Source organism: Gemmatimonadota bacterium (assembly GCA_041390105.1).
In the GTDB taxonomy this organism is placed as follows: Bacteria; Gemmatimonadota; Gemmatimonadetes; order Longimicrobiales; family Gaopeijiaceae; genus JAGQIF01.
Window position 1 is genome coordinate 1764086 of sequence record JAWKQO010000001.1, and the last position, 25577, is coordinate 1789662.

The window sequence follows — 25577 nt, forward strand, 5'->3', positions numbered from 1 at the left end:
GCGTGCGGACTGCGGTCAGGACTCAACCTCGCACGATCGAATGGGGTGCGAGGCTCACCGAGCCCTTGAATCCCTCGATCTCGGAGGACTCGCCGATCAACGACTCACCGACCTCGGAACGCAGGATGGTCGCCCCTGCCCCGACGATCGTGTCCCGCACGCGGCTCCCGACCACCCGGGCGCCCCGCTCCACGGTCACATTGGAGTCGATCACCGAGTCCTCCACGATCGCACCTTCCTCCACCCGAGCATGAGGGTGGATCTCCGATCCCCGTACGGTGGCGCGGGGGTCGACACCACCGCGCCCCGTCGACAGCAGGTGCAGGTTGGTCTCCAGCAACGTGTCGGCCTTGCCGCAGTCATACCAGCCGCCAACCGGGGCGGTGAAGAGACGCGCTCCCTTGTCGACCATGTACTGGAAGGCGTCCGTCAGATAGTACTCGCCTCCCTTGCCCGGGTTCACGTTCTCGATCACGTGATGGATTCCCTCGAACAGGAGGGCGTGGTCCCGGATGTAGTACAGCCCGATGTTGGCCAGCTTGGAGATGGGCTCGGACGGTTTCTCGACGATCCGCTGCATGGCGTGGTGCTCGTCGGTCACGATGACGCCGAAGCGCTGATAGTCCTCCACTTCCTTGGCCCAGATGGCGCCCGCCCAGTCGGGGCCCAGCGAGCGTGCCAGGGAGAGGTCCGCCTCGAAGAGCGTGTCCACGAAGACGATGAGCAGCTCGTCGTCAGCCCAGGGTTCGGCCAACTTGACCGCGCCGGCCGTCCCATCCTGGACCTCCTGGACCACGTAGTGGACCTGCACGTCCGGATAGGCCTCGTCCATGTACTCCCGCACCCGGTCGCGCAGGTAGCCGACGATGAAGACCATCTCCTCGACACCGAGTGCCTTGAGATCGTCCAGGATGTAGCTCATGACCGGGCGGCCGGCGACCTTCACCAGCGGCTTGGGGGTCACGTGCGTAAGCGGCCTGAGCCGGGTCCCTTTCCCGGCGAGGGGGATGATGGCTTTCATGCGGATCGGGCTTCCCTTGAACGGACCTGCGGATGGGCGTGGAGGCACGGTCGGACGTCCGGCGGGCCGTCGCAAGGGGCATGCCCCGGACGATGTCGGGGCACGCTGGCAAACCTTGCCCCGGTTCTCGTGTACCTCTATGGATGCGCTGCATGCCCAAACCCCGACGTCCCTCGGCAGCGGGCCGCAGGGGCCAGACGCTGGCCTCGCTCCCGGTTGCCCTCCTCGTCCTGGCGTCCAGCGACGCCCCACCCCTCCGCGCACAGATGCCCGAGTCTCCCGCGTTCGTGGAAGTGACCGGCACCGGCCAGATCTCCGTGAAGCCGGACCAGTCGGTCGTGACGTTCGCGGTGGAGACCGAGGCGCCCACGGCCGAAGCGGCGGCCCAGGAGAACGCTCGGCTCATGGAGCGTGTCCTGGAGGCGGTCCGCCGTACCCGGCTGGCGGCTCTACAGGTGGGCACCCACGGCTACCAGCTCCAGCCCGTCTACCGCGCCGCGGAGGAGCCGGGGCAGGTGCCGCGGATCGGCGGATACCGGGCCCTCAACTTCGTGCGGGCCCAAGCCTCGGACGTGACCGGCGTGGGACGCCTGATCGACGCCGCCATCGGGGCCGGGGCCAACCGTGTGGCGGGATTGGAGTTCCAGGTCGCCGACCCGGAGCCGCTTCGGCTCCAGGCGCTCGAGATGGCGGTGGCCCGGGCCCGGGGGCAGGCCGAGACCATGGCCCGCGCGCTGGGCGTGCCCTTGGGCCCGGTGCTGGAGGTCCACGGAGGCGCGGAGAGCGGCGGGCCTTTCCGACCCTACCTTGCCCGTGAGATGATGGTGGCCGACACTCCGATCGAGGCGGGCGACCAGCAGATCACCGCAACGGTGACCGTTCGCTTCGCCCTCCAGACGCACCCGGACCCATGATGTCCCGTCTCATCCGCGCCCTGACGCGCAACCAGGCCCAGACCCACCCGGCCGCTCGGGATCCACGGCTGCGGGGCCGGCGCTATGCCATTCCCTTCGATCGGGTCTGGAACGTCGCCACACTGCTGGCCGACCAGGGGCTCCCGGGGTGGCGGGTGACGTCCTGGAACGATCGCGAAGGGCTGATCAAGGCCGAGGCACGGGCGGGAGTGTTCCGCTGGACGGACGAAGTGACCATCCGCATCACGCTGGACGAGAACGCACAGACACGGGTGGACCTGACCTCGCGCTCCAAGGTGGGGAAGGCCGACTTCGGCATGAACGCCCGCCGCATCGAGACCTTCCTTCGTGAGCTGGACCAGCGTCTGGAGGCTGCCCCGGACGAGATCCTGGAGACCAGCGCCGGCCGACCCCAGCGTTCCGGCTCGTCCTCGTCGATCGGCCTTCGCGCCTGACCGACCTCTGGTCGCTCCTCCCCCCGGCCCGGGGCACAGTGCCCCGAGAAGCCCCTCAGCGCGTCGGCGCCATCTCCAGCTTGTGATCGACCGGGTGGGGCTCGATGGTCTCGCCCTCGCTGCGCGCGATGACGGTCGAGGCCGTCAGGTCACCCGTGACATTCACTGCGGTCCGCAGCATATCGAGGATCCGGTCCACGCCCAGGATGAGCGCGATGCCCGCCTGGATGTGCGCGCCCAAGCCTACCGCATTCAACACGATGATGAGCGTGATGATGCCTGCGCTGGGAACGCCCGCAGCGCCGATGGAGGCCAGGGTGGCGGTAAGGACCACGGTCGCCTGATCGGCCAGCGTGAGGTCGATGCCGTAGATCTGGGCGATGAACATGACCGCTACCGCCTGGTAAAGCGCAGTCCCGTCCATGTTGATGGTCGCGCCGAGGGGCAGGACGAAGCTGGCCACCTCGTTGGACACACCGATGTCTTCCTCCGCGGTCTCGATCGTGACCGGCAGTGTGGCGTTCGAAGACGAGGTGCTGAAGGCGATCAGCTGCGCCTTGCTGGCCCGCCGCAGGAACTGCAGCGGATTCAGCTTGGACAGGACCTTTACGATCGACATGTACGTGAGAAACACGTGCAGCAGCAGCCCGGCCACGACCGTCAACGCATAGATGAGCAGACTCTGCAGCAAGTCGAACCCGAATTGACTGACGATCGACGCGATCAGTGCGAAGACAGCCAACGGAGCCAACTTCATGACCCAATCGATCATGACCATGCTGGCTTGATTGACGCCTTCGAAGAATCGCAGCACCGCGTCCCGTTTGTCGGCGTCGATCAGCGTGATGGCGGCACCGAACATGATGGTGAAGAAGATGAGCGGCAGCAGATCCATGTTGGCCGCCGCCTGGATGGGATTGCGCGGGATCATCTCCAACAACGTCTCCACCCAGCTCGGCTTGTCGGCCGCCAGTGTCATGCTGGCCTCCGCCTGGCTTTCGAACTGCGCGGAAAGCGAGTCGCGCGTCTCGGGCTGCACGCGCGAGCCGGGGCGGACCACATTCGAGAGGAGCAACCCGATCACCACCGCGATCGCCGTGGTGGTCATATAGAACAGGACCGTCTTTCCGCCGATGCGCCCGAGCTTGCGGATGTCTCCCAAGGAGGCCGTACCGACCATGAGGCTGGCCACCACCAGCGGAACCACGATCATGGTGATCATGCGGATCCAGGCGGTGCCGATGGGCTCGATGGAACCGAAGAAGGACTGGAGCCAGGTCAAACCCAGGACGTTGGCGACGAACCCGGCCAATACGCCCGCGGCCAGCGCGATGAGGATCTTGGTATGAAGCGGCACGATCTCGGGGCTGTGGGAAAAGAGATCGCGCCAACATAGATTCGGGCTTCCGCTTCGGCAACCGAGGAGTCGTGAGGAACCATCCACCCAACGCATTGCGCCGTATCACGCTGCCAGTGGTCTTGGCGCTGTTCGCGTGCTCGGACGGGGAAGCGCCTCCGAGCGCGGCTCCGCCGGCGGCGGCGCTGCCCAACGAAGAGAGCACCGAAGGGCCTGGGCGAAGCTACGAGCGCACGCTGATCTTCCTCTCGTACGACGCGGACGAGCCACTCGTGCTTCCCTGGGCATTCGATGCGCGCACGCGTCCCGGAAGTGTGGAGCGCCAGGTGGCCGCGTGGCTTTTCCGTTCCGATGCGTGGGAGCAGTTCTTCGCCGCCGAGTGGTCTTCCCCGCCCAGTCGCGCGCCTTGGCGACTTCTTCCACACGAGGGCATGGGCCTGGTGGTGGGCGAGAACGACAACGTGGAGCACGTGTTGTTCCGCCAGCCCCCCAACGAGTTGGACCTGATCGTGACCGACGAACAGTCGGACTGGAGCGGGCCGCGCGGCGAAGAGATCCGGGTACTCACCGGGGCCCTGGGTCTCACCGGCCAAGCGACCCAAGGCAGCGTCATCGACCTGAGTCGAAACTGGCGGCCCGCGGAGCGCACGCCCGGCGATTGGCTCATTCTGGCCAGCGGCGACTCGGTGCACGTGATCCTGGAAGGGGAGGGGCTCGGGGCCGCGGCCACCTACCGCGGATGGGCCCGCGTCGACGACATCGAAACGCAGTGGCCCGCGCTTTCCGTAGAGTGGTCGGAGGTGCGGTCCTTCGAGCCGGCCCGCCGGGACGTGCCCAATCAGTGGTCGCTGGCCACCTCCGACGAGGAGTTGAGCGGCGAGGTGCGGGTGCGCGCCTCGCGTTTGCAGGCGGGCACAGCGGACGCGCCTCAGCTCCCGGTCGAGGCGTTGTTTCTGCTGGAGGGGTCGGTCACGCTCTACGGCGTCGAGTATCCGATCCTGGGCCTGGCCATCCACTCCCAATCGTGATCCGACGGAAAGGCGGACGACGTTGAGCCACGACTGGATCGGCGCCCTCATCACGATCGCGTTCGGCGCCCTGGCCGGCGGTCTCACCAATACCGTCGCGATCTGGATGCTCTTCCACCCCTACGAGCCTCCGCGCCTGGGGCGCGTACCCCTCCGGTTCCTGCATGGGGCCGTGCCCAAGAACCAGGCCCGACTCGCGGCGGCCATCGGGCGCACCGTGGGCGAACGGTTGCTCACCGAGGAGGACCTGGCCCGCATCCTCGCCGCCCCCGAGTTCCGTGAGGCGTTCGACGATCGACTGGCCGTGTTCCTGGACGCGCTGCTGCGAGTCGAGCGTGGCTCGTTGCGCTCCATCCTTCCGGACACGGTGCGTCCGGAGCTCGAGCGGCTGGTGGTGGAGGCCGTGGATTTCGCCGTCGATCGACTCGAGGCCCATGTGCGCTCCCCGTCGTTCGTGGTGCAGGTGGAGGACCGGGCCGAAGCCCTCTACGAACGAGTGCGCCAGGAACCGCTGGCGGAGCTGCTCACCCCCGAACGGCAGGCCAGTCTCAGCGAGCTGACGGCGGATTGGTTGCGGGATGCCACAGCCAGCTCGGCGTTCCGCAGCGCCGTACGCGAATACATCGAGCGCTCCGCGGAGCGGATGTTGGCCGAGGGTCGAACGTTTCAGGAGATCCTACCCGCCGGGTTGGTCGCCTCGCTGGAGCGCGCGGTGGCCGGGTATCTCCCACTGGCCATCCAACGGCTCGGCCGCCTGCTCGAGGACCCCGTCACGCGGTTGCGTTTCCAGCGGGCCATCCACGATCTCCTGCGTCGCTTCATGCAGGATCTCAAGTTCCACCAGCGCATCGTGGCCAAGCTGGTGATGACCGACGACGCGGTCGACCGCGTGCTGGCCGCCATCGAGAAGGAAGGCGCCGATCGTCTGAGCGAGATGTTGCGCGAGCCGGAGATCCAGCAGGCCATGTCCCGGGGCGTCAACGACGCGTTCGTCGACCTGCTGGGGCGGCCCGTGCGCTCCGTGCTGGGCGCCCCCGGCGACGAGAGTGTGCATCAGGCCATCGAGACGCTCACCGATTGGGTGCTGCGTATGGCCGACGACCCGCGTACCCGCACCTTCCTGACCGAGCGGCTCGGCCGGGCGCTGTCAGGCCTGAGCGAGCGCACCTGGGGCGACCTTCTGGGACGGGTGCCTCCGGAGCGGTTCGCGGGGTGGCTGGTGGAGGCGGCCCGTACCGAGACGGCCATGCGGTTCGCTCGCGAGGGTCTGCACCGGATGGCCACGTCCCTGCTCGACCGCCCCCTGGGCCGGCCCCACGACTGGTTCCCCGAGGGGGCCGTGGCTCGCGTGGAGCCCGCGCTCGGCACCGCGCTCTGGGCCTGGGTCCAGACGCAGGTCCCGGAGATCGTGCGCAGGATCGAGGTGTCGCGGCGGGTGGAGGAGAAGGTCCTGGCCTTCCCCACCGCCAAGATGGAGGAGATCGTGCGGCGGGTGACGGAGCGCGAGCTGCGCCTGATCGTGAAGCTCGGCTACCTGCTGGGCGCGATCGTCGGCTTGGTGCTCGTCGGCGTGAACGCCATCCTGCCGCGTCTGCTCGGGAGCTAGAGGGCCCGCCGGCTGGCTCGCCTGGGAGTCAGCGACCCCGCTTCTTCGTCTTGGCCATCTTGAAGCGGTCGGGCTCGCTTTCGCGGAGCTGGCTTCCCTGCCTTGCGCGGATCCAATCCAGCGGGGTGAACACCTTCTTCACCCGCTTCCGGATGCGGTAGGGGTTGGTCAGTGCGTCCTCGGCCTCTTCACGAGAGACGTGCGAGTCACCGGGCAGACCCAGCCAGATGCCGAACCCGAGGGCAAGGATGCCCGCCACGATCAACAGAATCATGCGTGGTCGGCCGGCTGCGAGGCGAGAGTGGGCGGGCACACTCCGGGGCTTTGGCTACCGCAGCCACACCTCCGGAGGCTGACCACCAGTGAAACTAGTCCTTCGAGAAGCGCTCGAAGACCATCATGGCCAGCCCGATCGAGCAGATGATCGCGACGGCGTTGGTGCCGACCGCGACCAGGCCGACGACGGACCAGAACACGGCGTGCGTGAAGACGTATCCGCCAGGTACCAGGTTGCCCATGCAGCGCTTCCTCGAGGGTTCGTGGGAACCCCGGAATATGGGCCGGACCCGGGGCGGAGTTCAAGGCTGGCTCAGGGCACCTCCGCCGCGGACCCCGTGGGGCCTTACGACCGCGAAACCGCGGCCTGGTGGCCGGCCGGCGCTTCGGACACGTCGACCCGGTGGTGGCGCTGCCCAGCGACTGACGGCCTAGCGATGGAGTTCAAAGGGCCCGGGCGCCGCCAGCAGGCGCCTGCGCGCCGGGCATCCCCCTTCTTCAATGCCCCTGCTAGACCTCGATCTCGCGGATCTTGCGGGCACCCGCGCGCAGCGGCGTGATCGTCGCCACCACCGTCAGGAGGAACGCGCCGGTCAGGCCCAGCACCACGGGCCACACGTTCTGGGGGCTTCCGTCCAGACGACTCTTGAGGAACACGTACACGGGCCAGGCCTCCAGCAGCACCAGAGCCGCCAAGTAGCCCACCGCGGTCATCATGAACAACAGGCCGCCGAACGACGTGGGGATCTCCGCCGCGTTCTCGGTCTCGAAGTTGGGATGCAGGGCCCCGAAGCCGAGCGCGAGCGCGGTCAGGGCCACCGTCACACCCACCATGGTGATGCCCGAGAGGAGATGCAGGAAAAGGCTCGTCTGCAGGATGAGGTTGGTGCCGACGATGAGGGGCACGGCGATCACGAGCAGCGGCACGCAGCCCACCCAATACTTGGACCAGAACACACGCTTGATGTCGAGCGGCGCGGAGCGCAGGAGCCAAAGCATCCGGCCTTCCAGGGACATGGCCGGAAAGACGAACCGCGCAGCGATGGCCGCGATGACGAACCCCGCCAGCCCCAGGTTCAGGAACGAGATCAGGTTGATGAGAAAGAAGGAGAGCTGCTCGCCGGTGTACAGCGGCAGCGACCGTATGTTGTAGACATAGACCACGACCAGCACACCCAACAGGATGAGTTGGGACCACTGGGTGGCATCCCGGAAGAAGACGCGGATCTCCTTGACGATCAACTGACGGGTGGTCAGGTCGAGCCCGCCCAGGACTCTCTCCAGGGAGCGCGAGCGCCGCCGTCCCGAGAGCTGCTCCGCGCCTTCCTGGGCCCGGGTGAACCCCGACCGGTAGTAGCGACCGTGCAGCCAGGCGCCCACGACCACCAACGCCGCCGCGGTGCTGAGCAGAAGCAGGAAGGGAAGCAGATCGAAGCGACCGCGCAGGAAGCCCAGCAGCGTATCGGCAGCCCACTCACTGGGGAGCCACGGTGAGGTGGGGGCGCGCAGCACCGCGAGGAAGTCCACCAGATCGCGGAACTCGTCCGGCCGCACCAGCCGCTCGGGGCGCAGGAATCGGAACAGGGCCACCACACCCGCTGCGGTGAAGAGGCCAATCAGGGCGAGCAGGTCACGCGTGCGACGCGCTGGGAAGACGTTGACCAGCAGCAGCGTCGTGGCCGAGCCCACGACAGCCGGAATGGTCAACAGGGCCGCCATCACCGTCAGGACCAACGGGAGGTAGAGCGGGCCTGCCCCGTAGGCCACGCCGTACGCCGCGAACAGTGGGACGGCGAGGAGCGCCACCATCCAAGAGGAGTTGACGCCGGTCTCCAGCAGGCGGGCCCCATACACCCGCAGCGGATCGAGCGGCGCGGCCATCAACAGCTCGAGGTCACGGGCGAGGAAGAAGGTGGAGAGCGCAGAGATGACGTTGGAGAGCAGCAGGATGGACATGAACGTCAACAGCGCCAATCCTAGCAGCTTACCCGCCAGGAGGTCCCCTACGCCCTGCGTCCCCCGAAAGTACAGCAGCATCCGGAAGATCACCGCGAAGATGAAAGCCCAGAAGAAGAGTGCGACGCCACCGAAGACCACCCCCTTGGCCAGGCGTGCCTCATCCGTGCGCGCCCGGTTCAGCCGCCCCCGGATCTTGGCCCCGATCAGCCAACCGAGGCCGGGGTCGACCGTTCGCACCGCCAACTCGGTGCGATGATCGGCGATGCGGCCGTCATCGATCCCCAGGGCGGCGGAGACGCCGGTCATCCGGCCAGCGCTCCCGTCACCCCGGTCAGCACGTCCGCGATGTCACTGCCACCGGTGACCTTCAGGAAGATCTCCTCCAGGCCGGCACCGCCCGCCTCCGCTTGGGTGCGCAGCTCGTCCATGGTGCCCTGCGCGATGATGCGACCCGCGTTGATGATGGCGATGTGGTCACAGAGCGCCTCGGCCACCTCGAGTGTGTGGGTGGACAGGAACACCGTGCCCCCGTTGTCGGCATAGGTCCGGAAGAGATCCTTGAGCAGCTTCGCGGAGCGAGGGTCCAGGCCGACCATGGGCTCGTCCACCACGATCAGCTCCGGCTCGTGTACCAGCGCCGAGGTGATCAGCAGCTTCTGTCGCATCCCGTGCGAGTAGCTCTCGATCAGGTCGTCCTTGCGGTCCCGCAACTGGAAGAGGTCCAGTAGTCGATCGGCGCGGTCCTCGGTGCCGTTTCCGTTCCGGCCCCAGAGACCGGCCACGAAGCGGAGGAACTCGGAGCCACTCAGCTTCTCGTAGAGGTAGGGGCGGTCCGGGATGTAGCCGATCTTCATCTTGGCGGCCTCGGCGTCCTGCTCCACGTCGACCCCACCGATCCGGACGTGTCCGCTGCTGGGCCTCAGGACTCCGGCCACCATCCGGATCGTGGTGGTCTTCCCCGCGCCGTTCGGCCCCAGGAATCCGAAGATGCGCCCCTGGGGCACCTGGAAGCTGAGCCCTTTCACGGCTTCGAACTTCCCGTAGCGCTTGACGACCTGGTCCAGCTCGATCATGGGCCGTTGCATGCCTTCACTCTCCTCGGGACACATCGAGCACCTCGATCTGGAGGCGGCCGATGAGCCGCACGATGTCGACCTGCTGGGCCAAGCCACCCACGACGAATCGCAGGTGCGCCGCATCGGCAGGGTATTGACCGAAGGTCGGGTCCACCGCCACCCAATCGCCGATCCAGACTTCCGGCCAGGCGTGGTAGAAAAAGGCGCCGTTCACGTAGACCAATCCCACCGCCGTCCGCGCTGGGAGACCCAGCGAGCGCGCCAGGGCCACGAACAAGACCGTGTGCTCGTTGCAGTCTCCCTGCTCCGACTCCAGGACCTGGACAGCGCTCGGCACCGAGACGGTGACGCGCTTCTCCAGGAGATTGAAGACGTAGTTCGTGAGTTGCCTCGTGACGCGCTTGGGGTCATGGGTCCACGAAGACCCCCAGTTGGTGGCGCGGCGCGCCGCCGTCTGGATGCGTTCATCGGCGCTCTGGATGAGCGGCTCGGGCTGAAGCTCCGCCACGCGGTCCATGCGTTTGTAGGGAAGCGTGTAGTCCGACTGGAGCGCATTCCAGTCCTCGCGGCGCACAATGAGCGTGTCGCCCCGGAGCTCCTGCCGCCCTCCCACGAGCGCGAAGCCCGTCAGGTCTACGCCGCTCAGTCGAAAGCGCAGCGCGTCGTACGTCTCGACGAGCTCGAGGTCCACGTTGCTTTGGACGGCAGTGGCCAGGATCACATCCTCGTCCACCAGCGTCGTCTCCAGTCCGCGTGCCTCTTCGATCGACTGGCGGGCCAGCTCGAACTCGGTGCGGCGCATGGTGAACCCCAGGGGGCTGGACGCCTCCAGCGTGCGCCCATCCTCGTCGATCCAGGTCTCGATCTGGATGCCGCCGAACGACTCGGCCAACTGCCAGGCGGGGATGGAATCGTAGTGGGCGGCGGTCCAGCGAGACGTGGCCGGGTCGAACCAGGCCGAGTCCGGGACCAGGAGCGTATCGTACGCCAGGATCTCCACCTCCACCGTGCGGGTGGCCAACGTGGAGGGATCGAACATGGGCAGACGCAACGTCGACCCCACCTCGAGCTCGCCCCCCATGGCCACGCGGATCGGGAGCACCGCGGCCGCCAGCGGGGCATCACCGAAGCGGTAGTCGATGGTCTGCACATCACTGCCCGAACGGATCTCGACCTGGAGCAGGCTGTCCCCGGCGACCTTTCCCGCGGCCGCGAAGCGGCCGACGTCGGAATCGAGGGAGAAATCGAACCCTTGCATGGCCAGGGTAGCGCTCAGGTCCACCCGGGTGCGCGCCACCGCCGCGCCGGTCTGGCCGAGCGCGGGGAGCTCGAGAGAGAGCAGGTCCTCCAGCACGAACCCCTCAGGTACCGTGTCCAGGCGAGAACTGGCCAGCCCGATGGCCCGATCGGCCATTTCCAGCGTGTAGAAATACGTGCCAGGGGCCAGGGCACGGGTCGCCTCCGCCAGGCGGGCCAGCTCCGGTCGGAAGTACTCCCGGCGCACCTGCCAGCCCACCATGGCCATCCAGAACGCCAGGATCAGGATCCCGACGGCGCGCCTGTGTCGCATGGTGTCGTCCCCGAAGCAGTCCGCAGTGGCCCAAAACCCCTGCCGGGTGGCAAGAGCCGTGCTCCGCTGCCGCCGGGGGCGTACCCTCGCTAAACCGCCTGCAGGAAAGCGGTTTCCTGATATTCGGTCTCCACGACGATCTCCACTTCGGCAAGAGTTGCCGCGTCGAGGACCGCTTTCCGGAGGGCGTCCATCATCAGCGCCACCACGGTTTCCAGCTCCAGCTGCCCCGCGCCGGCACCGAGAGGCGGGAGGGAAAGTGAGCCGACGCCCCATTCCACGGCGCGCCGGATGCCGTTGGTCAACGCCCGTTCCACGCCCGCACGCGTAACGGGCTCATCTTGGGACTCGATGGCGGCATGGATGAGCAGCATGGCCGGAAGATCGCCCCCCGGGGTCACCACCGCCCCCCCCACGGGCACTTCGCCGATCTGCTCGAGCCGACGCCGCACGCCCTCTCCCGCCGCTCGCTCCAGATCCCGCCCGGCCGGGGTCAGGGGGTCCAGGTCGGAGCGGATGGGGCGGAGGATCGCCTCCGAGCGAGCGTCCGTGAGGGACCCCCGGCGCACGCGGATCAACGGTCGGTCAACTCCCGCGAACGGCGGAACATCGCGGCGGCCCGATCATGTAAGTGCTTACGATCGAACAAAATACCAAGAGTGTAGTACGCGCGGGCGTTGGTGGGTTGCAGCTCGATGGCCCGCTCCAGGCTTTCGATCGCCTCGTCGTAGCGACCCAGGCGATTCAGCGCCTCGCCGCGGTAGAAGTGCGCCGGGCCGTGGGCGGAGTCCCTGAGGCAAACGGACCGTAGCTCCGAGTCGGCTTGCTCGTAGAGGCCCCGCCTGAAGAACAAGATGCCCAGGTTGGCGCGGGCATCCAGGTTCTCGGGCGCCAGCTTGCTGGCCTTCCGCAGCTCCGTCTCGGCGTCGTCGAACCGCCCCACCGCCCCCAGCGCAGCTCCCAGATGGATGAGCAACTCCGGGTTCTCGGGTTCCTCTTGTACGGCCGCGCGCAGCTGCGCTACGGCCTGGTCGTGCTCACCGATCTTCTCGTAGAGCATCCCCAGCTCGTCGCGGGCATTGACGTCGGCGGGGTCGATCCGCAAGACCGTCTTGTACTCGCGGATCGCCTCCTCCGTGCGTCCGGCCCGGGCCAGCGTACGGGCTTTGGCCAGGGCCTCGCTGCGGGTGGGCTCGTCCTCCGACACGCCATGCCTCCAGTGCTTCGCCACGCGGACGGCCTCGCCCCCCTCCTCGCCCGCCGCTCCGACCACAGAACCTTCCACGGCTCCCTCTCCCGTCGACGCCCCGATCCGGAGCGGTCGATCCTAGAAACATATGTGCAGTTCGCCCTCTCGCGGAGGGCGGGTCGTTCCGTACCGCCCCCCGGCCCGAAGCGAGCCACCGCACGTGTGGGATGTCAGTCGGTCCGGACCTCGGTCCGAACCCAGTCCAGATACGGGAGATGCCCCCCGTCCAAGGCGACGACGAGAAGCTCGGGAACCTCATAGGGATGAAGCTCCGCGGCTCGCGACAGCAGATCCTCCGTCGCGGCTCGCGTGGTCTTGAGCACCACCAGCGCCTCGGCCGACTTCTCGAGGACGCCCTTCCACCAGTAGATCGACGTCGCCCCAGGGACGATAGAACCGCACGCAGCGTGCCGCTCGGTGACCAGAGTTTCGACGAGTCGCTCAGCGGTGGCCACGTCGGGAACCGCCATCAGCACGAGACGCACGGCGTCGGCCATCGCAGGCGCTCAGGGCGCGGCGAACACGTTCTGCTCGACGGCCTCGTTCGCATAGAACCCGTCGATGAGCTCGCGATACAGCTTCTCCACCTCGCGCCGACGGATGGACTGCTTCGGCGTCATGGTGCCCTGCTCGATGGAGAACTCCTCGTACAGGAGGCCGATCTTCTTGGGGCGCTCGTAGGAGGCGAGGTGGTCGAGATGATGGAGTACCTCGTCGCCGAGCTTGGCCTGGACCTTCGTATCGTGGACCATGGCCCGGTGGTCGGATGCGGGGATGCCCTGGGCGCGGCACCAGGCACCCAGGACGCTGAAGTCGGGCACCACCAGGAGCACCGGGAACTTGCGACGGTCGCCCAGCATGACCACCTGCTCGACGAACGGATTGGTCTTGAGCCGGTTCTCGATGGGCTGGGGCGCGATGTTCTTGCCGCCGGCGGTGACGATGATGTCCTTCTTGCGATCGGTGATGCGCAGGAACCCCTCCGCATCGATCTCACCGATGTCCCCGGTCGCGAACCAGCCATCGGCGTCGATGACCTCCGCCGTGGCCTCGGGCTTCTGAAAGTAGCCCTTCATCACCTGAGGGCCCCGGACGAGGATCTCTCCATCGTCAGCGATCCGGATCTCGGTGGAGGCGATGGCCTTTCCCACGGTGCCGATCCGGAATGCCTCCAGGGTGTTCACGTTGGTGACCGGGCTGGTTTCCGTGAGGCCGTAGCCCTCCAGGACCGGGAGCCCCGCGTAGTAGAAGAACTTGGCGATCTCCGGAGACAGCGGTGCCCCGCCACTGACGAAGAATCGAAGCCTGCCCCCGACCGCCTCCCGCACTTTGGCGAACACCAGCCGGCTGGCCAGCGCGTACTGCCATTGGGTCGGCGCGGGCGGCGTCCGACCGGCCAAGCTCGCATCCGCCCAGGCGGATCCCACCCGCATGGCCCACCGGATCAGCACGCCCCGGAGTCCATGGGCGTCCGTCAGCCGGTTGTAGATCTTCTCGTACAGGCGCGGCACCGACACCACCAGCGTGGGCCGCACCACCCGGATATCGTCCGCCACGGTGTGGATGGAGTGCGCGTACGCGATGACGCACCCCCTCCAGAACAGCAGGTAGTCAACCATCCGTTGGAAGACGTGCGACAGCGGCAGGAAGGAAAGCGTGGTCTCGTGGTCGTGTACCTGCAGCGCGAGCTGACACGCTTGCACATTGGTGTAGAGGTTGGCGTGCGTCAGCATCACGCCCTTGGGCTCGCCCGTGGTGCCCGACGTGTAGATCAGCGTGGCCACGTCCTCCGGCTGGGCACGCTGGGCCTCGGCCCGGAAGGCACGCTCGTCCAGATCCGCGCCTCCTCGCGCCAGGAACGCCTCCCAGGACAGCAGCCCCTCGTCCCCGTCGCCGTCGAAACCCACGACGGTCTCGAGCGCCGGACACTGACTCCGGATCTCGCGCACCTTGGCCCACTGCTCGGCTGTGGAGAGGAACAGGGCCTTGGCACCCGAGTCGTTCAGGATGTACGCGATGTGCTCCGGGAGGAGCGTCGAGTAGATGGGGACGTCCTGGGCACCGACGCAGAGGCATGCGTAGTCGGACAGCGCCCACTGCGGTCGGTTTTCACTGAGGATCGCGACGCGGTCCCCCCGGCGCACCCCGCTCGCCACCAGGGCGCGAGCAGCCCGTTGTACGGTTTCGTACGCCTCGGCGTGGGAGATGCCCAGGAGCTGATCTTCCACGAAGTACTGGAAAGCCGGGCGCTCTCTCCGCCGTTCACAGGCTTCCAGGAACAACTCCACCAGCGTTCCCCGGGGGACCGGGGTCGGATTGGCGAAGTGGGTCAGGGAGCTCAAGGTGCGGCCCCGGCGGGGGTCTCCAACAAGACGTCGATCCCGATGGCGATATCCGGAGCCAGCGAGTGCATGACGCTGCAGTACCGATCGCGGGAGAGCTGGACGGCCCGGTCGATCCGCTTGCGATTCGCCTCCGTAGGTCCGGTCAGGCGGAAGGTCAGGTCGATGGCGAGAAAGCGCCGCGGGGGTTTCTCCGCCCGGCGGCCCGCCACCTCGACCTCGAGTGCGGTCAGAGGGACCCGAGACTTCTCCAGGATCATACGCACGTCTACGGCCATGCATCCCGCGAGCGACAGCAGCAGGGCCTGGGTGGGCGACGGTCCCTCGACCCCGTCACTGTCCAGCGTGATCGGCTGCCCACCGGCCGTGCCTTCGAATACGTCGCTCCGGCCGGTCCAGGTCAGCCGGACGCGTCTGATGGGGTCGGATCGCCCCTCAGGCGAGCTCACGCTTGGACCCGGCCTCGCCGTCCGCTTCCGCCAGCGCGTCGAGCGTCGCGCGAGCGTGCTCGACGTGGGACGCCACCGCTGGATCGTGGGGCGCGTACGCCAGGAACGAACGGAGGTGATCCGCTGCGGCTGCGCTGAGGCCGGTCCGCAGGAGCAGGAACGCCAGGCCGTAGTGGGCTCCGGCCTCGGTCGGGTCCTTCTGGAGGACGTGCCGGTAGGTCTTGGCGGCCTCGTCCAGCAGACCCATGCGCGTGTAGGCGATCGCGATCTGCTGCAGAACCAGTGGGTCCCCGGGCGACTGCTTGAGCGCGAGCCTGAACGAGGTCAGCGCTTCGTGCAGGTTACCCGCGTCGAGGAGTACCAGCGCCTCGGCGTAGTAGTCGACGCCTCCTGGTCCGCTCGTACCGCCAATGAGCTTCTTCAGCCAGTTCATCGATGCTTCGACCCCTTCGCAGGCAGGATGCCCGAAGCATATGGAACCTTGTGCAGCGAGGCAACGGTCATCGGCGCGCCGCCACCAGCGCCGAAGGCTCGTCCAACACGAGATCGAAACCCGAGGCGGCGCGCATGGACGCCCCGAGGCCCGGCGCCGGATCGAGCACGACGATCCTCCCGCGGGAATGGACGAGCCGCAGCAAATCGTCTAGACCCTCGCTCTCTCCCTGTAGGACGACGCCCCGCAGGGAGCGGTCGAAGAAGGGAAGCGCGGGACCGACGCGCATACGCTCCACCCCCGGCCGCTCGGGCCAGTGGGCCACGGACGGATGGGTCACGAGCCAGCTCACGTCGGGGAGCAGCGCCGCCAGAGGCTCCGCTACCCGGGCCATTCTCCCGTGGAGAAGTACAGAGGCGGGCCCGTCCTGGATGCCGAGCAGGGCGGCCACCTTCACAGCCTCTCCCTCGTCCACGGCGGACAGCTGCGGATCGTCCTCCGACGGCCCACCGGATACACGCAGGTCGGCCAACCCCCTTTCGATCCGATAGCGCTGACGGCAGTTGGCGCACCCCAACTCGCCTTCCAGCACTCTCCGCTCCCGGAGTTCTCGAGCCAGCAGGATCAGGCCGAACGCCGGCCCACAGCGGGGACAGGCGAGGCGATCGGTCAGCAGCAGATGCACTGGCTCAAGGCTCGTACTGGGCACATTGGTCGGGCGTCTCCCAGACCCTCGTGTGGACCAGCCCCCCCGCGATGTCCGGCGGCAGCAGCTTCTGCAACTCCTCGTAGAAGTACCGTGCCTGGTTCTCCGCGCTGGTCTCCCAAACGTCGAAGGGCGGCAGTTCGTTGATCAGCCGGTGGTCGAGGCGGCCGGCGATCTCCCGCAGGTGGCGCTTGAGCTCGACGAAGTCGAAGGCGATTCCGCTCTCGTTCAGTCGCTCGGTGCGCACGGTCGCCTCGACCACGTAGCGGTGGCCATGGAGGTTCTCGCACTTCCCCTTGTAGTTGCGGAGGAAATGGGCCGCGTCGTAGTGCGTGCGGGCGCTGACGGTGTACATGCTGGTGGCGTCCTTCTGCGACGGAGGTGGAATCAGGCTCGCTGGACCTGGATGAGAGGGACCACGACCGAGTCCGGCCGCGTCAGAGCAAAGAACACGACGTCGGCCACGTCTGCCGGCTGCAGCATCCGGCTCCGGGACGGGAGATGCGGGTCGGTATCCGGATCGATGGGATCCCACAGGGGCGTGTCGACCGCAGCCGGCTCGATCAACGTAGAGCGAACGCCGGTTCCAGCCAGCTCCTCGACAAGGACCTCGTGCAAGCCCCGAAGGCCGAACTTGGACGCCGAGTAGCCGGCGTTGCCGGGAAACGCCTTGCGCCCGGCCACCGACCCCACGTGCACCAGGTGGCCCTGTCCCCGCGCCTTCATCGCGGGCAGGCAGGCCCGGGCCAGGGCGAAGGGCACGCGCAGGTTCAGCTCCAGCATGCGCTCGAGGTCCCCAGGATCCGTCGCCTCGGCCCCGGCGAGGACGAAGGCGCCCGCCGCATGCACCACCGCATCCGGCACGCCGCCGATCCGGTCCCGGACCCCCGCCATCAAGGCGGCGACGCCACCGGGGGCATCCAGGTCCACCGCCACCCAATCGCATCCCAGCCGTGCGGCCCCCTCCTCGAGGCGCTCCGCCCGTCGGGCGGTCAGGACCAGGCGCGCACCGGCCGCAGCAAGCCGCTCCGCGGTGGCTGCACCGATGCCCTGCGTGGCCCCCGTGATCAACACGGTCCGGTCCCTCATGCGCGTCAGGAGTCGAGGGGACCGTGAGGGGTCATGGCATAGCGCAGGAATTCGCTGCGCGTACCGGCATTCTCCAGGAACACCCCCCGCATGGCCGAGGTGATGGTCTTGGAGTTCTGCTTCTCCACCCCCCGCATCATCATGCAGAGGTGGAACGCCTCCACCACCACACCCACGCCCTGGGGCCGAATGGCATCCCAGAGGGCCTGGGCGATCTGCTCGGTAAGCCGCTCCTGCACCTGGAAGCGCCGTGCGTAGACCTCCACCAGACGAGCCGCCTTGCTCAGCCCGATGATCCGGCCCGCGGGGATGTAGGCCAGGTGGACCTTCCCGATGAAGGGCAGCATGTGATGCTCGCAAAGCGAGTACATCTCGATGTCCTTCACCAGGATCATGTTGTGGTGGGGCTCTTCGAAGATCCCTTCGCCCAGGGCATCCTGCGGTGTAAGCCCGTAGCCCTTGGTCAGGAAGCGCATCGCCTTTTCGACCCGCTCCGGCGTGCGCTGCAACCCTTCTCGACTCGGGTCTTCCCCGAGGCGCTTCAGCATCTCGGTCACCAGCGCCTCGAAGGACACCCCGGAGAGGTCCAGGGCATCCCCAGCGCCATGCGCCACAGAGCTCCTAGCGTCCGTCGTATTCGACATAATTGCGGGGCGTCTCCCAAAGTTTGAGGCGGACCAGCCGCACGCCACCGGGCAGGTGATCCCGGATTCGGTGCCACATGGCCACGGCCACGTTCTCGGTGGTGGGATTGATCCCGGCGAGCCAGGAGACCTCGGTGTTCAGGTTCTTATGATCCACGTCCGTCAGCACGTGGTCCTGGACCGCCCGCTTGAGTCGCTTCAGATCCAACACGAAACCGGTCTCCGGGTCGACCGGCCCTTCCACGGTCACGTCGATCTCATAGTTGTGTCCGTGCCACTGAGGGTTGGAGCAGTCCCCGAAGACGGCTTGGTTCTGCTCGTCCGACCACTCGGGGCGGTGCAAGCGATGGGCAGCGCTGAAGTGGAGCCGCCGCGTAACCCGAACGATCGGCATTGGTCGACTCGCGGATCCAGGGGTGAGTGCGTCCACCGCGTCGTCAGCGGCCCGGCGCGGGTCTAGCCACCCGCATAACCGGCACTCGGCTACCCCGGGCCGAGGCCGTGGGGTCCCCGCTGTCGCCGCCCCTGGGGCAGGAAAGACTTCGGGCCGGCGCCATCGCTGGCCCCGGCCCGAAGGGGTGAACGTACTGAAGGGAGTTATTGAAGCCCGGGTCCAAGGAATGGTGACTCCCCCGTTGCCTTCGAAGTCCCCCTCGGGGGCAGGTCGTCAGCTCCGAGAGTCAGTCCCGGCTTCACTTTTGTTGGCTCAATAATGGAGTCCCCTCAGCACGCCCGTATTCCATGTCGCCCCAATATACGCCGGGGCGTGGGCGCCGTCCAAGCGCCCATGGGACGCATTTCCATAGCAGATCGTGTGCCGCACCCGCACCGCCCTCAGCTCCCGGGCAGTCCGGGCTCGGTCATGGACCGCACGTCGAGGGCATGGTCGAGCTGGTCTTCGGGTAGCAAGCCCTTCTCCCGCACGATCTCCCGGACGGAAGCACCCCGTTTGGCAGCCTCCTTGGCCACCTCCGCGGCCCGGTCGTAGCCGATGTGGAGGTTGAGCGCCGTCGCGATCGCAGGATTGAGTTCGAGTAGGGCCCGGATGCGCTCCCGGTTGGCCTCGATCCCCACCACGCACCGCCGCGTGAACGCGCGGGCGCCACCGGCCAGGAGTGTGATGGACTCGAGGAGCGCTTCGACCATCACCGGCATCATCACGTTGAGCTCGAAGTTGCCGCGTCCTCCGCCGACCGTGATGGTCGTGTGGTTCCCCGCGACCCGAGCACACACCATCATCAGCGCCTCGCTCAGCACTGGATTGACCTTTCCGGGCATGATAGAGCTTCCCGGCTGCACCGCCGGCAGCTGGATCTCCGCGAGGCCCGACGTCGGTCCACTGGCCAACCAACGGATGTCGTCCGCGATCTTCATCAGTGAGACCGCGACCGTGTTGAGCGCGCCCGACGCGCTGACGACGGCATCGCGACCGCCCTGCGCTTCGAAGTGGTTGTCCGCCTCCCGGAAGGGCAGGCCCGTCGCCGCAGCGAGGCGCGCGATGGTGAGCCCGGCGAAACGCGGGTGCGTGTTGATCCCCGTCCCCACCGCCGTTCCACCGAGGGCGAGCTCACTCAACTCTTCTGCCGCGCGCCGCGCGCGCTCGATGCCCCTCCGCACCTGGGCGGCATACCCGCCGAACTCCTGCCCCAACCGCACGGGAGTGGCGTCCATGAGGTGGGTGCGCCCGGACTTCACGATGTCGTCGAAGGCCGTGGCCTTGGCCTCCAGCGCCGAGGCCAGCTCGTCGAGCGCGGGAAGCAGGTCGCGGTGGATTGCCAGCGAACCCGAGAGATGGATGGCGGTCGGGATCACGTCGTTCGACGACTGCGCCATGTTGACGTGGTCGTTCGGGTGCACACGCGGTGTGCCACCGAGGATCTGTGTGGCGCGCGTGGCGATGACCTCGTTCGCATTCATGTTCGTCGACGTTCCAGATCCCGTCTGGTACACGTCGATGGGGAAGTGCTCGTCCCAACGCCCCTCGCTCACCTCTGTGGCCGCCTGCACGATGGCAGCCGCCAGCTTCTCGTCCAGGCCATCCAACTCCAGGTTGGCTTCAGCAGCCGCCCGCTTGATCAGGCCCAACGCCTCGATGAAGCGGCGGCCGAACGGGCGCCCGCTGATGGGGAAGTTCTCCACCGCGCGCTGCGTCTGCGCCCCGTAGAGCGCGTCAGCGGGAACCTGTACCTCACCGAGGGAGTCGCGCTCGGTGCGCATGCTCGAACTCATGGGACGTCCTTTTCTCGGTCTGTGACCGCGTGCTGGGTTCGAATCCGGAGTGACACCGGTCACTTCCGGGGAGGCTGCGAGGGCCGGAGCTCGACCCGACTGACGTGGGCATTGGCCGGGTAGTGCAACAGATCGACGACCGCCCGGGCCACGTCCTCGGACGTCAACCTCCAGGTGTCGGCCTCGACGGCACGACCGCGGAATTCCGTGTTGACGCTCCCCGGCATCACCAGGCTCACTCGGATGTCATCGTAGCGGAGATCGAGCATCATCGCCTCGGTCATGCCGAGCAAACCGAACTTGGACGCATTGTAGCCGACCCCCCCGGCAAACGCGTTGCGGCTCGCGAGCGACCCCACGTTGATGATCCAGGCGCCCTCGGCGGCCTTCAAGTGCGGCAGGGCAGCCTGGGAGCAATGGAACACGCCGCTGAGGTTCGTTTCGATCTGCAGGTGCCAGTCTTCGGCGCTGAGTTCCCCGAGGGGGGCGAAGACGCCCACGCCCGCATTGTTGACGAGGACAGAGAGACCGCCCAGGCGACTCGCCACTTCGCCGATGGCCCGCGCCACCTGAGTGGCGTCCCGGACGTCGCAGTCGGTCCCGAACACCCGACCGGGATGGCGCGGCTCCAACTCCGAGGCCATCTGGCCGACCTCGGCGCGAGAGCGGGCGCAGAAACCCACTCGGGCACCTTCAGCCAGGAGCCGCTCCACCACGGCGCGGCCGATCCCCTTGGTGCCGCCAGTGACGAAAGCGATGTGCTGGTCCAGGCTCATGAGGCGTACTCCGTCTGCTGCCTGCCCACGGGTTCCCTGCCGCCCGTGCCCGGCTCGACCGGCGGAGTCGCGCCGGCCCACCTCAATAGTAGGGAACCACCGGAGGTCGGTGTAGCGGGATCGCGAGAGTCAGGCGCCCACACGGCAAGAGCGCCGCCATGGGACAGGTCGACAGGTGCTGGCCAGAGCCCCGCAACCGCCGGTAGGTTCGGGCTTCCAACCGAGGAGGGGGATGTCGGAGGGCAACCACAAGGTGGCGCTGATCACGGGCGGCGCCGTGCGCGTGGGAGCGGCGCTGTCGTTGGGATTCGCGGAAGCGGGCTATCACGTCGCCGTCAACTACCACAAGTCCGACGGCGAAGCTCGTGCGTTGGCGCGCCGCATCGGCAAGTTGGGGCGTCGGGTCGCGCTTCTGCAGGGGAGTGTGGCGAGCGAAGACGACGCCCAGCGCATGATCGACGAGGCAGAGCGTGAGCTCGGACGCCTCGACGTCCTGGTCAACAGCGCGTCGGTGTTTCGGGAAGCGCAACTGCTGTCGATCGACGCGACCGAGTGGGACGAGGTGATGGCCGTCAACCTGCGGGGGCCCTTCCTCATGGCCAAGTTCGCCGAGCGGCTGCTGCGGGTGTCCCGGGGCTCCATCATCAACATCGTCGACGTCTCTGCGTTGCGCCCCTGGGCCCGCTATCCCCACCACTCCGTGTCGAAGGCCGCCTTGCTGCATCTGACCAAGGTGATGGCCAAGGCCTTCGCTCCCCATGTGCGCGTCAACGCGATCGCGCCGGGCACGGTGTTGCCCCCCGAGGGCAGCCCCCCGCAGGAGTTGGAACGCGAGCGGCGGAAGACGCTGCTCGACCGTCTGGGCTCACCGGACGACGTCGTTCAGGCGGCACTATTCCTGGCGGGAGCGTCCTACGTCACCGGAGACGTGATCCTGGTCGACGGAGGGCTGGCGCTGGGGAGCTAGCGTTCGAGTCTGCGGGGCCGCCGGTGGACCGCAGCGCTCAGTCGGCCTTGTGCACAGGCACCTCACCCACCCCGTGGTGGGCCAGCCAGCGCTCCGCGTCCAGCGCGGCCATGCATCCCGTCCCCGCGGACGTGATGGCCTGTCGGTAGTAGCTGTCCATCACGTCCCCGGCCGCGAACACGCCGGGCACGCTGGTGGCCGTGCGGAAGCGCTCCTGGATCTGGATGTAGCCCTGGGCGTCCAATTCGAGTTGCCCCGCCAAAAAAGCGGTGTTGGGCGTATGCCCGATGGCCACGAACAGTCCCCCGACCTCGAGATCCTCCTGGGCGCCGCTCTGCGTGTCCTCCAGGCGAATGCCGGTGATCTCGTCGTCGCCCATCACGTCGACCACGTGCCGGTTCCAGAGCACACGCACTTTCTCGTGCTCCAGAACGCGCTCGGCCATGATGCGTGAGGCGCGGAACTCGTCGCGGCGGTGAACGATCACCACCTCGCTGGCGAACTTGGTCAGGTAGAGCGCCTCCTCCATGGCGGAGTCGCCCCCACCCACGACCGCCAGGCGGCGGTTCCGGTAGAACGGCAGTGCCCCGTCACAGACGGCGCAGGCGGAGACGCCGCCCCCCGATTGCGCCAAACGTTGCTCGTTGTCCAGTCCCAACCAGTTCGCGCGAGCCCCCGTGGCCACGATCAGGGTACCGGCCAACACAGGGTCACTTCTGGACGGAACGACGCGGAACGGATGCGAATCCAACTCCACGCGCTCCACGTTCTCTGAGACGACGCGCGTGCCGAAGCGCTCGGCCTGCTCCCGGAACTTCTGCATCATCTCGGGTCCCGTGACGCCCTCGGGGAAACCCGGGTAGTTCTCGACTTCGGTGGTGAACATGAGCTGACCGCCGGGGATCATCTCGCGGCTGGGCTCTCCCTCGAAGACCAAAGGTTCCAGGTCGGCACGGGCCGCATAGATGGCGGCCGTCCAGGCCGCGGGGCCCGATCCCACGATGACGAGCTTCTCCCCACGCGTCTCCGACATCACTTGTCCTCGAAGATCTTCAGATTGGTGGAATGGCCGGGGGCGACGCGCGCCGACGGATCCAGCCAGCGCGCCGCGTTGTTGACGGCGATGGCCGCCTCCGCGAATCCGGTGGCGATCAGGTCCAGCTTGCCCTCGTAGTCGACGATGTCACCGGCCGCATAGACGCCCGGCAGGTTGGTCTCCATCAGCGAGCTCACGACGATCCGGTTCTTGCGGATCTCCAGACCCCACTCGCGGATGGGGCCCAGGTCCGGCTTGAAGCCGAGGAAACAGAGGAGTGCATCCGCGGCAACCCGATCCTCGGCGTCGGTTCGGTTGTCGAATACGGTGACCCACTCCACCTGTTCCCCGCCCTCCACGCAGCGCACCTCGTGGAAGGTCCGCAGGTCCACGCGGCCCGAGGCCACCGCCTGGTGCAGCGCCTGCACCGACTGCTCGTGGGCTCGGAATCCTTCGCGCCGGTGGAGGAGCACGACCTGCTCGGCCACGTCCTGGAGGGCCAGGGTCCAATCGAGGGCGGAGTCGCCGCCGCCCACGATCACGACACGCTTGCCACGGTAGAGCTCGGGATCCTTGACCGCGTACACGATGCCTCGGCCCAGCAGCTCCTGATATCCCGGAACGTCGAGGTGGCGGGGCTCGAAGGCGCCCTTTCCACCGGCGACCAGCAACGCCCGGGCGCGGTGCTCACCGGTGCGCCCCACCAGGCGGAAGTGGTCGTCTTCCCGGACAAGGCCAAGCAGCTCCTCGTCGAGGATGGTCTCGGCTCCGAACTGGAGTCCCTGCTTCACCAGGTCGCGCGCCAGGTCCTTGGCCAGGATCTTGGGGATGCCGCCGACGTCGAAGACGTACTTCTCGGGGTACAGCGCGCTGAGCTGCCCACCCAGATCGGGCAGGGAGTCGATAATGGTGGTGGAGAGGCCGCGCAGCCCGGCGTAGAACGCGCCGAAGAGGCCGGTGGGGCCGCCGCCGATGATGATCAGATCGCGGATCGTGGGAGCCATCGAAACCGTGGGGCTACAGAAGATGGCCCCGCCCGACCTCGGCCGGGGCGCTCAAGGATACCCCCGTCCATCCGGTGAATCCAGGCTCGCCAGCCCGTCGCTCCGCGATTCCCGTTGCCACCGCCGGTGCCCACACCCTCACACGCCGGTAAGGCGCCCGCGCCCCACCGAGTATGGATCGAGGACAAGGACACGACTGCCCCACCACGGAGGCATGACGCATGGTCACGCCGGCGACCATCGACCCGCGGGCCTCCCTCAGGGGGAACGGATGAGGCAGGGGTCGCTCGTGGGCCTCGCGTTCCTGGGGATCTGCGCCGCGGCCTGCGGGGAGGGGCCGACGACACCGCGCCCGAGCCCGAATGTGCCCACTGCGGCACCGCGGGACACGACGGTGCTCGAAGGTCTGAGCCGGGTGCGGCTCTACCGCCTGGTCGATCGGCTGGCCGCCGGGCGACACGGCGAGGTGCACAGCCTCATCGTCCAGCGAAACGGGGTGCCGGTCATCGAAGAGTACTTCTCCGGAGGAGGGGCGCCCCTCCCCCATTCCCTCCAGTCCGTGACCAAGAGCTTCGGCTCGGCCCTGCTCGGAATCGCGATCGACAAGGGGCTCGTTTCGGATGTGGATGAGCGCGTGTTGGACTTCTTCCCGCAATGGGACGAAGAGCTACGTCGGGATGCCCGACGGGATCGGATGCGGCTGAAGGACATCCTCACGATGCGGACCGGAACGGACTACCACGAGGAGGGACCGGACGCCCCGCACTGGGAGCTCAACAGCTTGCCGACCGGATGGGACCTCTATTGGCTCCGCCGTCGCATGATCCGGGAGCCTGGGAGCTTCTGGCAGTACGACTCGGGCGGCGTGATCGCCCTGTCCAGCATCCTCAAGCACCGCACCGGTGTGCACGCGGATGTGCTCGCCGACCGCTGGCTCTTCCAACCACTGGGGATCAACGAGGCGCGCTGGTTCACGAACCAGGAAGGGCATCCGCACCTCGGAGGCGGGCTCTCCCTCACCACACGCAGCATGGCCAAGTTCGGGCAGCTCTACCTGCAGGGCGGCACCTGGAATGGCCAGCAGATCGTCTCCCAGGAGTGGATCCAGGCCTCCTGGGAGCGGCACGTCGACTTCCAGGTGCCCGCGACCTCGAGTCAACACATCCGCTGGTACGGATATCTCTGGTGGATCCTGGAGCCGGACCCGGACGGCGCTGGAGTCCAGGACATCTACGCGGCCGTCGGCGCCGGGGGTCAGTTCATCTTCGTGATCCCGGAGCACCAGATGGTTGTGGCCGTCACGAGCGATGTGCAGCGCGGCGAGCAATGGACTCCCGTCACCTGGCTCTACTCGGACATCCTGCCCGCGCTGCTGCGCTGAGGCGGCAGCC

Annotated in this window: 28 protein-coding genes; 6 read left to right on the forward strand and 22 right to left on the reverse strand. The window is 67.6% G+C overall.

Annotation, left to right across the window (positions count from 1 at the left end; translation table 11 throughout):
- Positions 1-22: 22 nt before the first annotated feature.
- On the reverse strand, positions 23-1021 hold the full coding sequence (locus R3E10_07785; protein MEZ4415639.1) for a sugar phosphate nucleotidyltransferase: 999 nt from the start codon (positions 1019-1021) through the stop codon (positions 23-25).
- 152 nt (positions 1022-1173) lie between these two features.
- Between R3E10_07785 and R3E10_07790 the strand changes: the two genes are divergently transcribed.
- Together R3E10_07790 and R3E10_07795 are read left to right on the forward strand one after the other, a co-directional pair.
- Entirely contained in the window at positions 1174-1935 is a 762-nt protein-coding gene (locus R3E10_07790) for an SIMPL domain-containing protein (GenBank protein ID MEZ4415640.1), read from the forward strand.
- The gene (locus R3E10_07795; GenBank protein ID MEZ4415641.1) at positions 1932-2390 is read left to right on the forward strand and encodes a DUF1499 domain-containing protein; all 459 of its coding nucleotides are present in this window, start codon (positions 1932-1934) and stop codon (positions 2388-2390) included. Before R3E10_07790 ends, R3E10_07795 begins: the two co-directional genes overlap by 4 nt.
- A 55-nt stretch (positions 2391-2445) precedes the next feature.
- Here R3E10_07795 and R3E10_07800 read toward each other — a convergent pair whose 3' ends face one another.
- Complete coding sequence (locus R3E10_07800) at positions 2446-3747, reverse strand: dicarboxylate/amino acid:cation symporter (protein ID MEZ4415642.1); 1302 nt, start codon at positions 3745-3747, stop codon at positions 2446-2448.
- 71 nt (positions 3748-3818) lie between these two features.
- Here R3E10_07800 and R3E10_07805 point away from each other — a divergent pair, with 71 nt between their 5' ends.
- Positions 3819-4775 (forward strand): hypothetical protein, encoded by a 957-nt coding sequence (locus R3E10_07805; GenBank protein MEZ4415643.1) that lies wholly within the window; start codon positions 3819-3821, stop codon positions 4773-4775.
- A 22-nt stretch (positions 4776-4797) separates the two neighbouring features.
- A complete protein-coding gene (locus R3E10_07810; GenBank protein MEZ4415644.1) occupies positions 4798-6381 on the forward strand; it encodes a DUF445 family protein in 1584 nt (527 codons plus the stop codon).
- A gap of 28 nt (positions 6382-6409) precedes the next feature.
- Here R3E10_07810 and R3E10_07815 read toward each other — a convergent pair whose 3' ends face one another.
- The 18 genes from R3E10_07815 to R3E10_07900 all read right to left on the reverse strand — a co-directional run bounded on the left by R3E10_07815 (position 6410) and on the right by R3E10_07900 (position 21179).
- On the reverse strand, positions 6410-6655 hold the full coding sequence (locus R3E10_07815; protein ID MEZ4415645.1) for a hypothetical protein: 246 nt from the start codon (positions 6653-6655) through the stop codon (positions 6410-6412).
- Between the two features lie 94 nt (positions 6656-6749).
- Positions 6750-6899 carry a hypothetical protein gene (locus tag R3E10_07820; protein ID MEZ4415646.1) on the reverse strand — a complete coding sequence of 50 codons (150 nt, stop codon included), beginning with the start codon at positions 6897-6899 and terminating at the stop codon, positions 6750-6752.
- Positions 6900-7167: 268 nt separating this feature from the next.
- On the reverse strand, positions 7168-8922 hold the full coding sequence (locus tag R3E10_07825) for a hypothetical protein (protein ID MEZ4415647.1): 1755 nt from the start codon (positions 8920-8922) through the stop codon (positions 7168-7170).
- Entirely contained in the window at positions 8919-9701 is a 783-nt protein-coding gene (locus R3E10_07830; GenBank protein ID MEZ4415648.1) for an ABC transporter ATP-binding protein, read from the reverse strand. The genes R3E10_07825 and R3E10_07830 overlap by 4 nt, the downstream gene beginning before the upstream one ends.
- 4 nt (positions 9702-9705) lie before the next feature.
- Positions 9706-11262: a transglutaminase-like domain-containing protein gene (locus R3E10_07835; protein MEZ4415649.1), complete on the reverse strand. Its 1557-nt coding sequence runs from the start codon at positions 11260-11262 to the stop codon at positions 9706-9708.
- Positions 11263-11351: 89 nt separating this feature from the next.
- Positions 11352-11831, reverse strand: a complete 480-nt coding sequence (locus tag R3E10_07840) for a macro domain-containing protein (GenBank protein ID MEZ4415650.1) — start codon at positions 11829-11831, stop codon at positions 11352-11354.
- 5 nt (positions 11832-11836) lie between these two features.
- Positions 11837-12547, reverse strand: a complete 711-nt coding sequence (locus R3E10_07845) for a tetratricopeptide repeat protein (protein ID MEZ4415651.1) — start codon at positions 12545-12547, stop codon at positions 11837-11839.
- A gap of 134 nt (positions 12548-12681) precedes the next feature.
- A complete protein-coding gene (gene cutA / locus R3E10_07850) occupies positions 12682-13008 on the reverse strand; it encodes a divalent-cation tolerance protein CutA (GenBank protein ID MEZ4415652.1) in 327 nt (108 codons plus the stop codon).
- Positions 13009-13017: 9 nt separating this feature from the next.
- On the reverse strand, positions 13018-14853 hold the full coding sequence (locus R3E10_07855; protein MEZ4415653.1) for a long-chain fatty acid--CoA ligase: 1836 nt from the start codon (positions 14851-14853) through the stop codon (positions 13018-13020).
- Positions 14850-15302, reverse strand: a complete 453-nt coding sequence (locus R3E10_07860) for an OsmC family protein (protein ID MEZ4415654.1) — start codon at positions 15300-15302, stop codon at positions 14850-14852. The genes R3E10_07855 and R3E10_07860 overlap by 4 nt, the downstream gene beginning before the upstream one ends.
- Positions 15289-15735 carry a tetratricopeptide repeat protein gene (locus R3E10_07865; protein ID MEZ4415655.1) on the reverse strand — a complete coding sequence of 149 codons (447 nt, stop codon included), beginning with the start codon at positions 15733-15735 and terminating at the stop codon, positions 15289-15291. Before R3E10_07865 ends, R3E10_07860 begins: the two co-directional genes overlap by 14 nt.
- A 67-nt stretch (positions 15736-15802) precedes the next feature.
- Positions 15803-16420, reverse strand: a complete 618-nt coding sequence (locus tag R3E10_07870) for a hypothetical protein (protein ID MEZ4415656.1) — start codon at positions 16418-16420, stop codon at positions 15803-15805.
- A gap of 4 nt (positions 16421-16424) precedes the next feature.
- A complete protein-coding gene (gene queD, locus R3E10_07875; protein ID MEZ4415657.1) occupies positions 16425-16796 on the reverse strand; it encodes a 6-carboxytetrahydropterin synthase QueD in 372 nt (123 codons plus the stop codon).
- Positions 16797-16828: 32 nt separating this feature from the next.
- A complete protein-coding gene (locus tag R3E10_07880; GenBank protein ID MEZ4415658.1) occupies positions 16829-17530 on the reverse strand; it encodes an SDR family oxidoreductase in 702 nt (233 codons plus the stop codon).
- A gap of 5 nt (positions 17531-17535) precedes the next feature.
- A complete protein-coding gene (folE, locus tag R3E10_07885) occupies positions 17536-18144 on the reverse strand; it encodes a GTP cyclohydrolase I FolE (protein MEZ4415659.1) in 609 nt (202 codons plus the stop codon).
- A 7-nt stretch (positions 18145-18151) separates the two neighbouring features.
- Entirely contained in the window at positions 18152-18568 is a 417-nt protein-coding gene (locus tag R3E10_07890) for a 6-carboxytetrahydropterin synthase (GenBank protein ID MEZ4415660.1), read from the reverse strand.
- Between the two features lie 440 nt (positions 18569-19008).
- The gene (locus R3E10_07895; protein MEZ4415661.1) at positions 19009-20403 is read right to left on the reverse strand and encodes a class II fumarate hydratase; all 1395 of its coding nucleotides are present in this window, start codon (positions 20401-20403) and stop codon (positions 19009-19011) included.
- A 59-nt stretch (positions 20404-20462) separates the two neighbouring features.
- Positions 20463-21179 carry an SDR family oxidoreductase gene (locus R3E10_07900; protein ID MEZ4415662.1) on the reverse strand — a complete coding sequence of 239 codons (717 nt, stop codon included), beginning with the start codon at positions 21177-21179 and terminating at the stop codon, positions 20463-20465.
- 232 nt (positions 21180-21411) lie between these two features.
- Between R3E10_07900 and R3E10_07905 the strand changes: the two genes are divergently transcribed.
- A complete protein-coding gene (locus R3E10_07905; GenBank protein ID MEZ4415663.1) occupies positions 21412-22146 on the forward strand; it encodes an SDR family oxidoreductase in 735 nt (244 codons plus the stop codon).
- Between the two features lie 37 nt (positions 22147-22183).
- Here the strand turns inward: R3E10_07905 and trxB are convergent, their stop codons facing one another.
- Positions 22184-23179 carry a thioredoxin-disulfide reductase gene (gene trxB, locus R3E10_07910; GenBank protein ID MEZ4415664.1) on the reverse strand — a complete coding sequence of 332 codons (996 nt, stop codon included), beginning with the start codon at positions 23177-23179 and terminating at the stop codon, positions 22184-22186.
- Positions 23179-24186 (reverse strand): NAD(P)/FAD-dependent oxidoreductase, encoded by a 1008-nt coding sequence (locus tag R3E10_07915; protein MEZ4415665.1) that lies wholly within the window; start codon positions 24184-24186, stop codon positions 23179-23181. The genes trxB and R3E10_07915 overlap by 1 nt, the downstream gene beginning before the upstream one ends.
- 271 nt (positions 24187-24457) lie before the next feature.
- Between R3E10_07915 and R3E10_07920 the strand changes: the two genes are divergently transcribed.
- Positions 24458-25567 carry a serine hydrolase gene (locus R3E10_07920; protein MEZ4415666.1) on the forward strand — a complete coding sequence of 370 codons (1110 nt, stop codon included), beginning with the start codon at positions 24458-24460 and terminating at the stop codon, positions 25565-25567.
- Positions 25568-25577 lie beyond the last annotated feature (10 nt).

What these genes read in the sequence shown, in the direction of transcription:
- R3E10_07795 (MEZ4415641.1), top strand. Translation starts at nt 1,932, where the DNA reads ATGATGTCCCGTCTCATCCGCGCCCTGACGCGCAACCAGGCCCAGACC.
- R3E10_07835 (MEZ4415649.1), bottom strand. Translation starts at nt 11,262, where the DNA reads ATGCGACACAGGCGCGCCGTCGGGATCCTGATCCTGGCGTTCTGGATG.
- R3E10_07825 (MEZ4415647.1), bottom strand. Translation starts at nt 8,922, where the DNA reads ATGACCGGCGTCTCCGCCGCCCTGGGGATCGATGACGGCCGCATCGCC.
- R3E10_07820 (MEZ4415646.1), bottom strand. Translation starts at nt 6,899, where the DNA reads ATGGGCAACCTGGTACCTGGCGGATACGTCTTCACGCACGCCGTGTTC.
- R3E10_07865 (MEZ4415655.1), bottom strand. Translation starts at nt 15,735, where the DNA reads ATGAACTGGCTGAAGAAGCTCATTGGCGGTACGAGCGGACCAGGAGGC.
- trxB (MEZ4415664.1), bottom strand. Translation starts at nt 23,179, where the DNA reads ATGTCGGAGACGCGTGGGGAGAAGCTCGTCATCGTGGGATCGGGCCCC.
- R3E10_07915 (MEZ4415665.1), bottom strand. Translation starts at nt 24,186, where the DNA reads ATGGCTCCCACGATCCGCGATCTGATCATCATCGGCGGCGGCCCCACC.
- R3E10_07785 (MEZ4415639.1), bottom strand. Translation starts at nt 1,021, where the DNA reads ATGAAAGCCATCATCCCCCTCGCCGGGAAAGGGACCCGGCTCAGGCCG.
- R3E10_07890 (MEZ4415660.1), bottom strand. Translation starts at nt 18,568, where the DNA reads ATGCCGATCGTTCGGGTTACGCGGCGGCTCCACTTCAGCGCTGCCCAT.
- R3E10_07920 (MEZ4415666.1), top strand. Translation starts at nt 24,458, where the DNA reads ATGAGGCAGGGGTCGCTCGTGGGCCTCGCGTTCCTGGGGATCTGCGCC.
- R3E10_07905 (MEZ4415663.1), top strand. Translation starts at nt 21,412, where the DNA reads ATGTCGGAGGGCAACCACAAGGTGGCGCTGATCACGGGCGGCGCCGTG.
- R3E10_07830 (MEZ4415648.1), bottom strand. Translation starts at nt 9,701, where the DNA reads ATGCAACGGCCCATGATCGAGCTGGACCAGGTCGTCAAGCGCTACGGG.
- R3E10_07815 (MEZ4415645.1), bottom strand. Translation starts at nt 6,655, where the DNA reads ATGATTCTGTTGATCGTGGCGGGCATCCTTGCCCTCGGGTTCGGCATC.
- R3E10_07880 (MEZ4415658.1), bottom strand. Translation starts at nt 17,530, where the DNA reads ATGAGGGACCGGACCGTGTTGATCACGGGGGCCACGCAGGGCATCGGT.
- cutA (MEZ4415652.1), bottom strand. Translation starts at nt 13,008, where the DNA reads ATGGCCGACGCCGTGCGTCTCGTGCTGATGGCGGTTCCCGACGTGGCC.
- queD (MEZ4415657.1), bottom strand. Translation starts at nt 16,796, where the DNA reads ATGTACACCGTCAGCGCCCGCACGCACTACGACGCGGCCCATTTCCTC.
- R3E10_07895 (MEZ4415661.1), bottom strand. Translation starts at nt 20,403, where the DNA reads ATGAGTTCGAGCATGCGCACCGAGCGCGACTCCCTCGGTGAGGTACAG.
- R3E10_07900 (MEZ4415662.1), bottom strand. Translation starts at nt 21,179, where the DNA reads ATGAGCCTGGACCAGCACATCGCTTTCGTCACTGGCGGCACCAAGGGG.
- R3E10_07790 (MEZ4415640.1), top strand. Translation starts at nt 1,174, where the DNA reads ATGCCCAAACCCCGACGTCCCTCGGCAGCGGGCCGCAGGGGCCAGACG.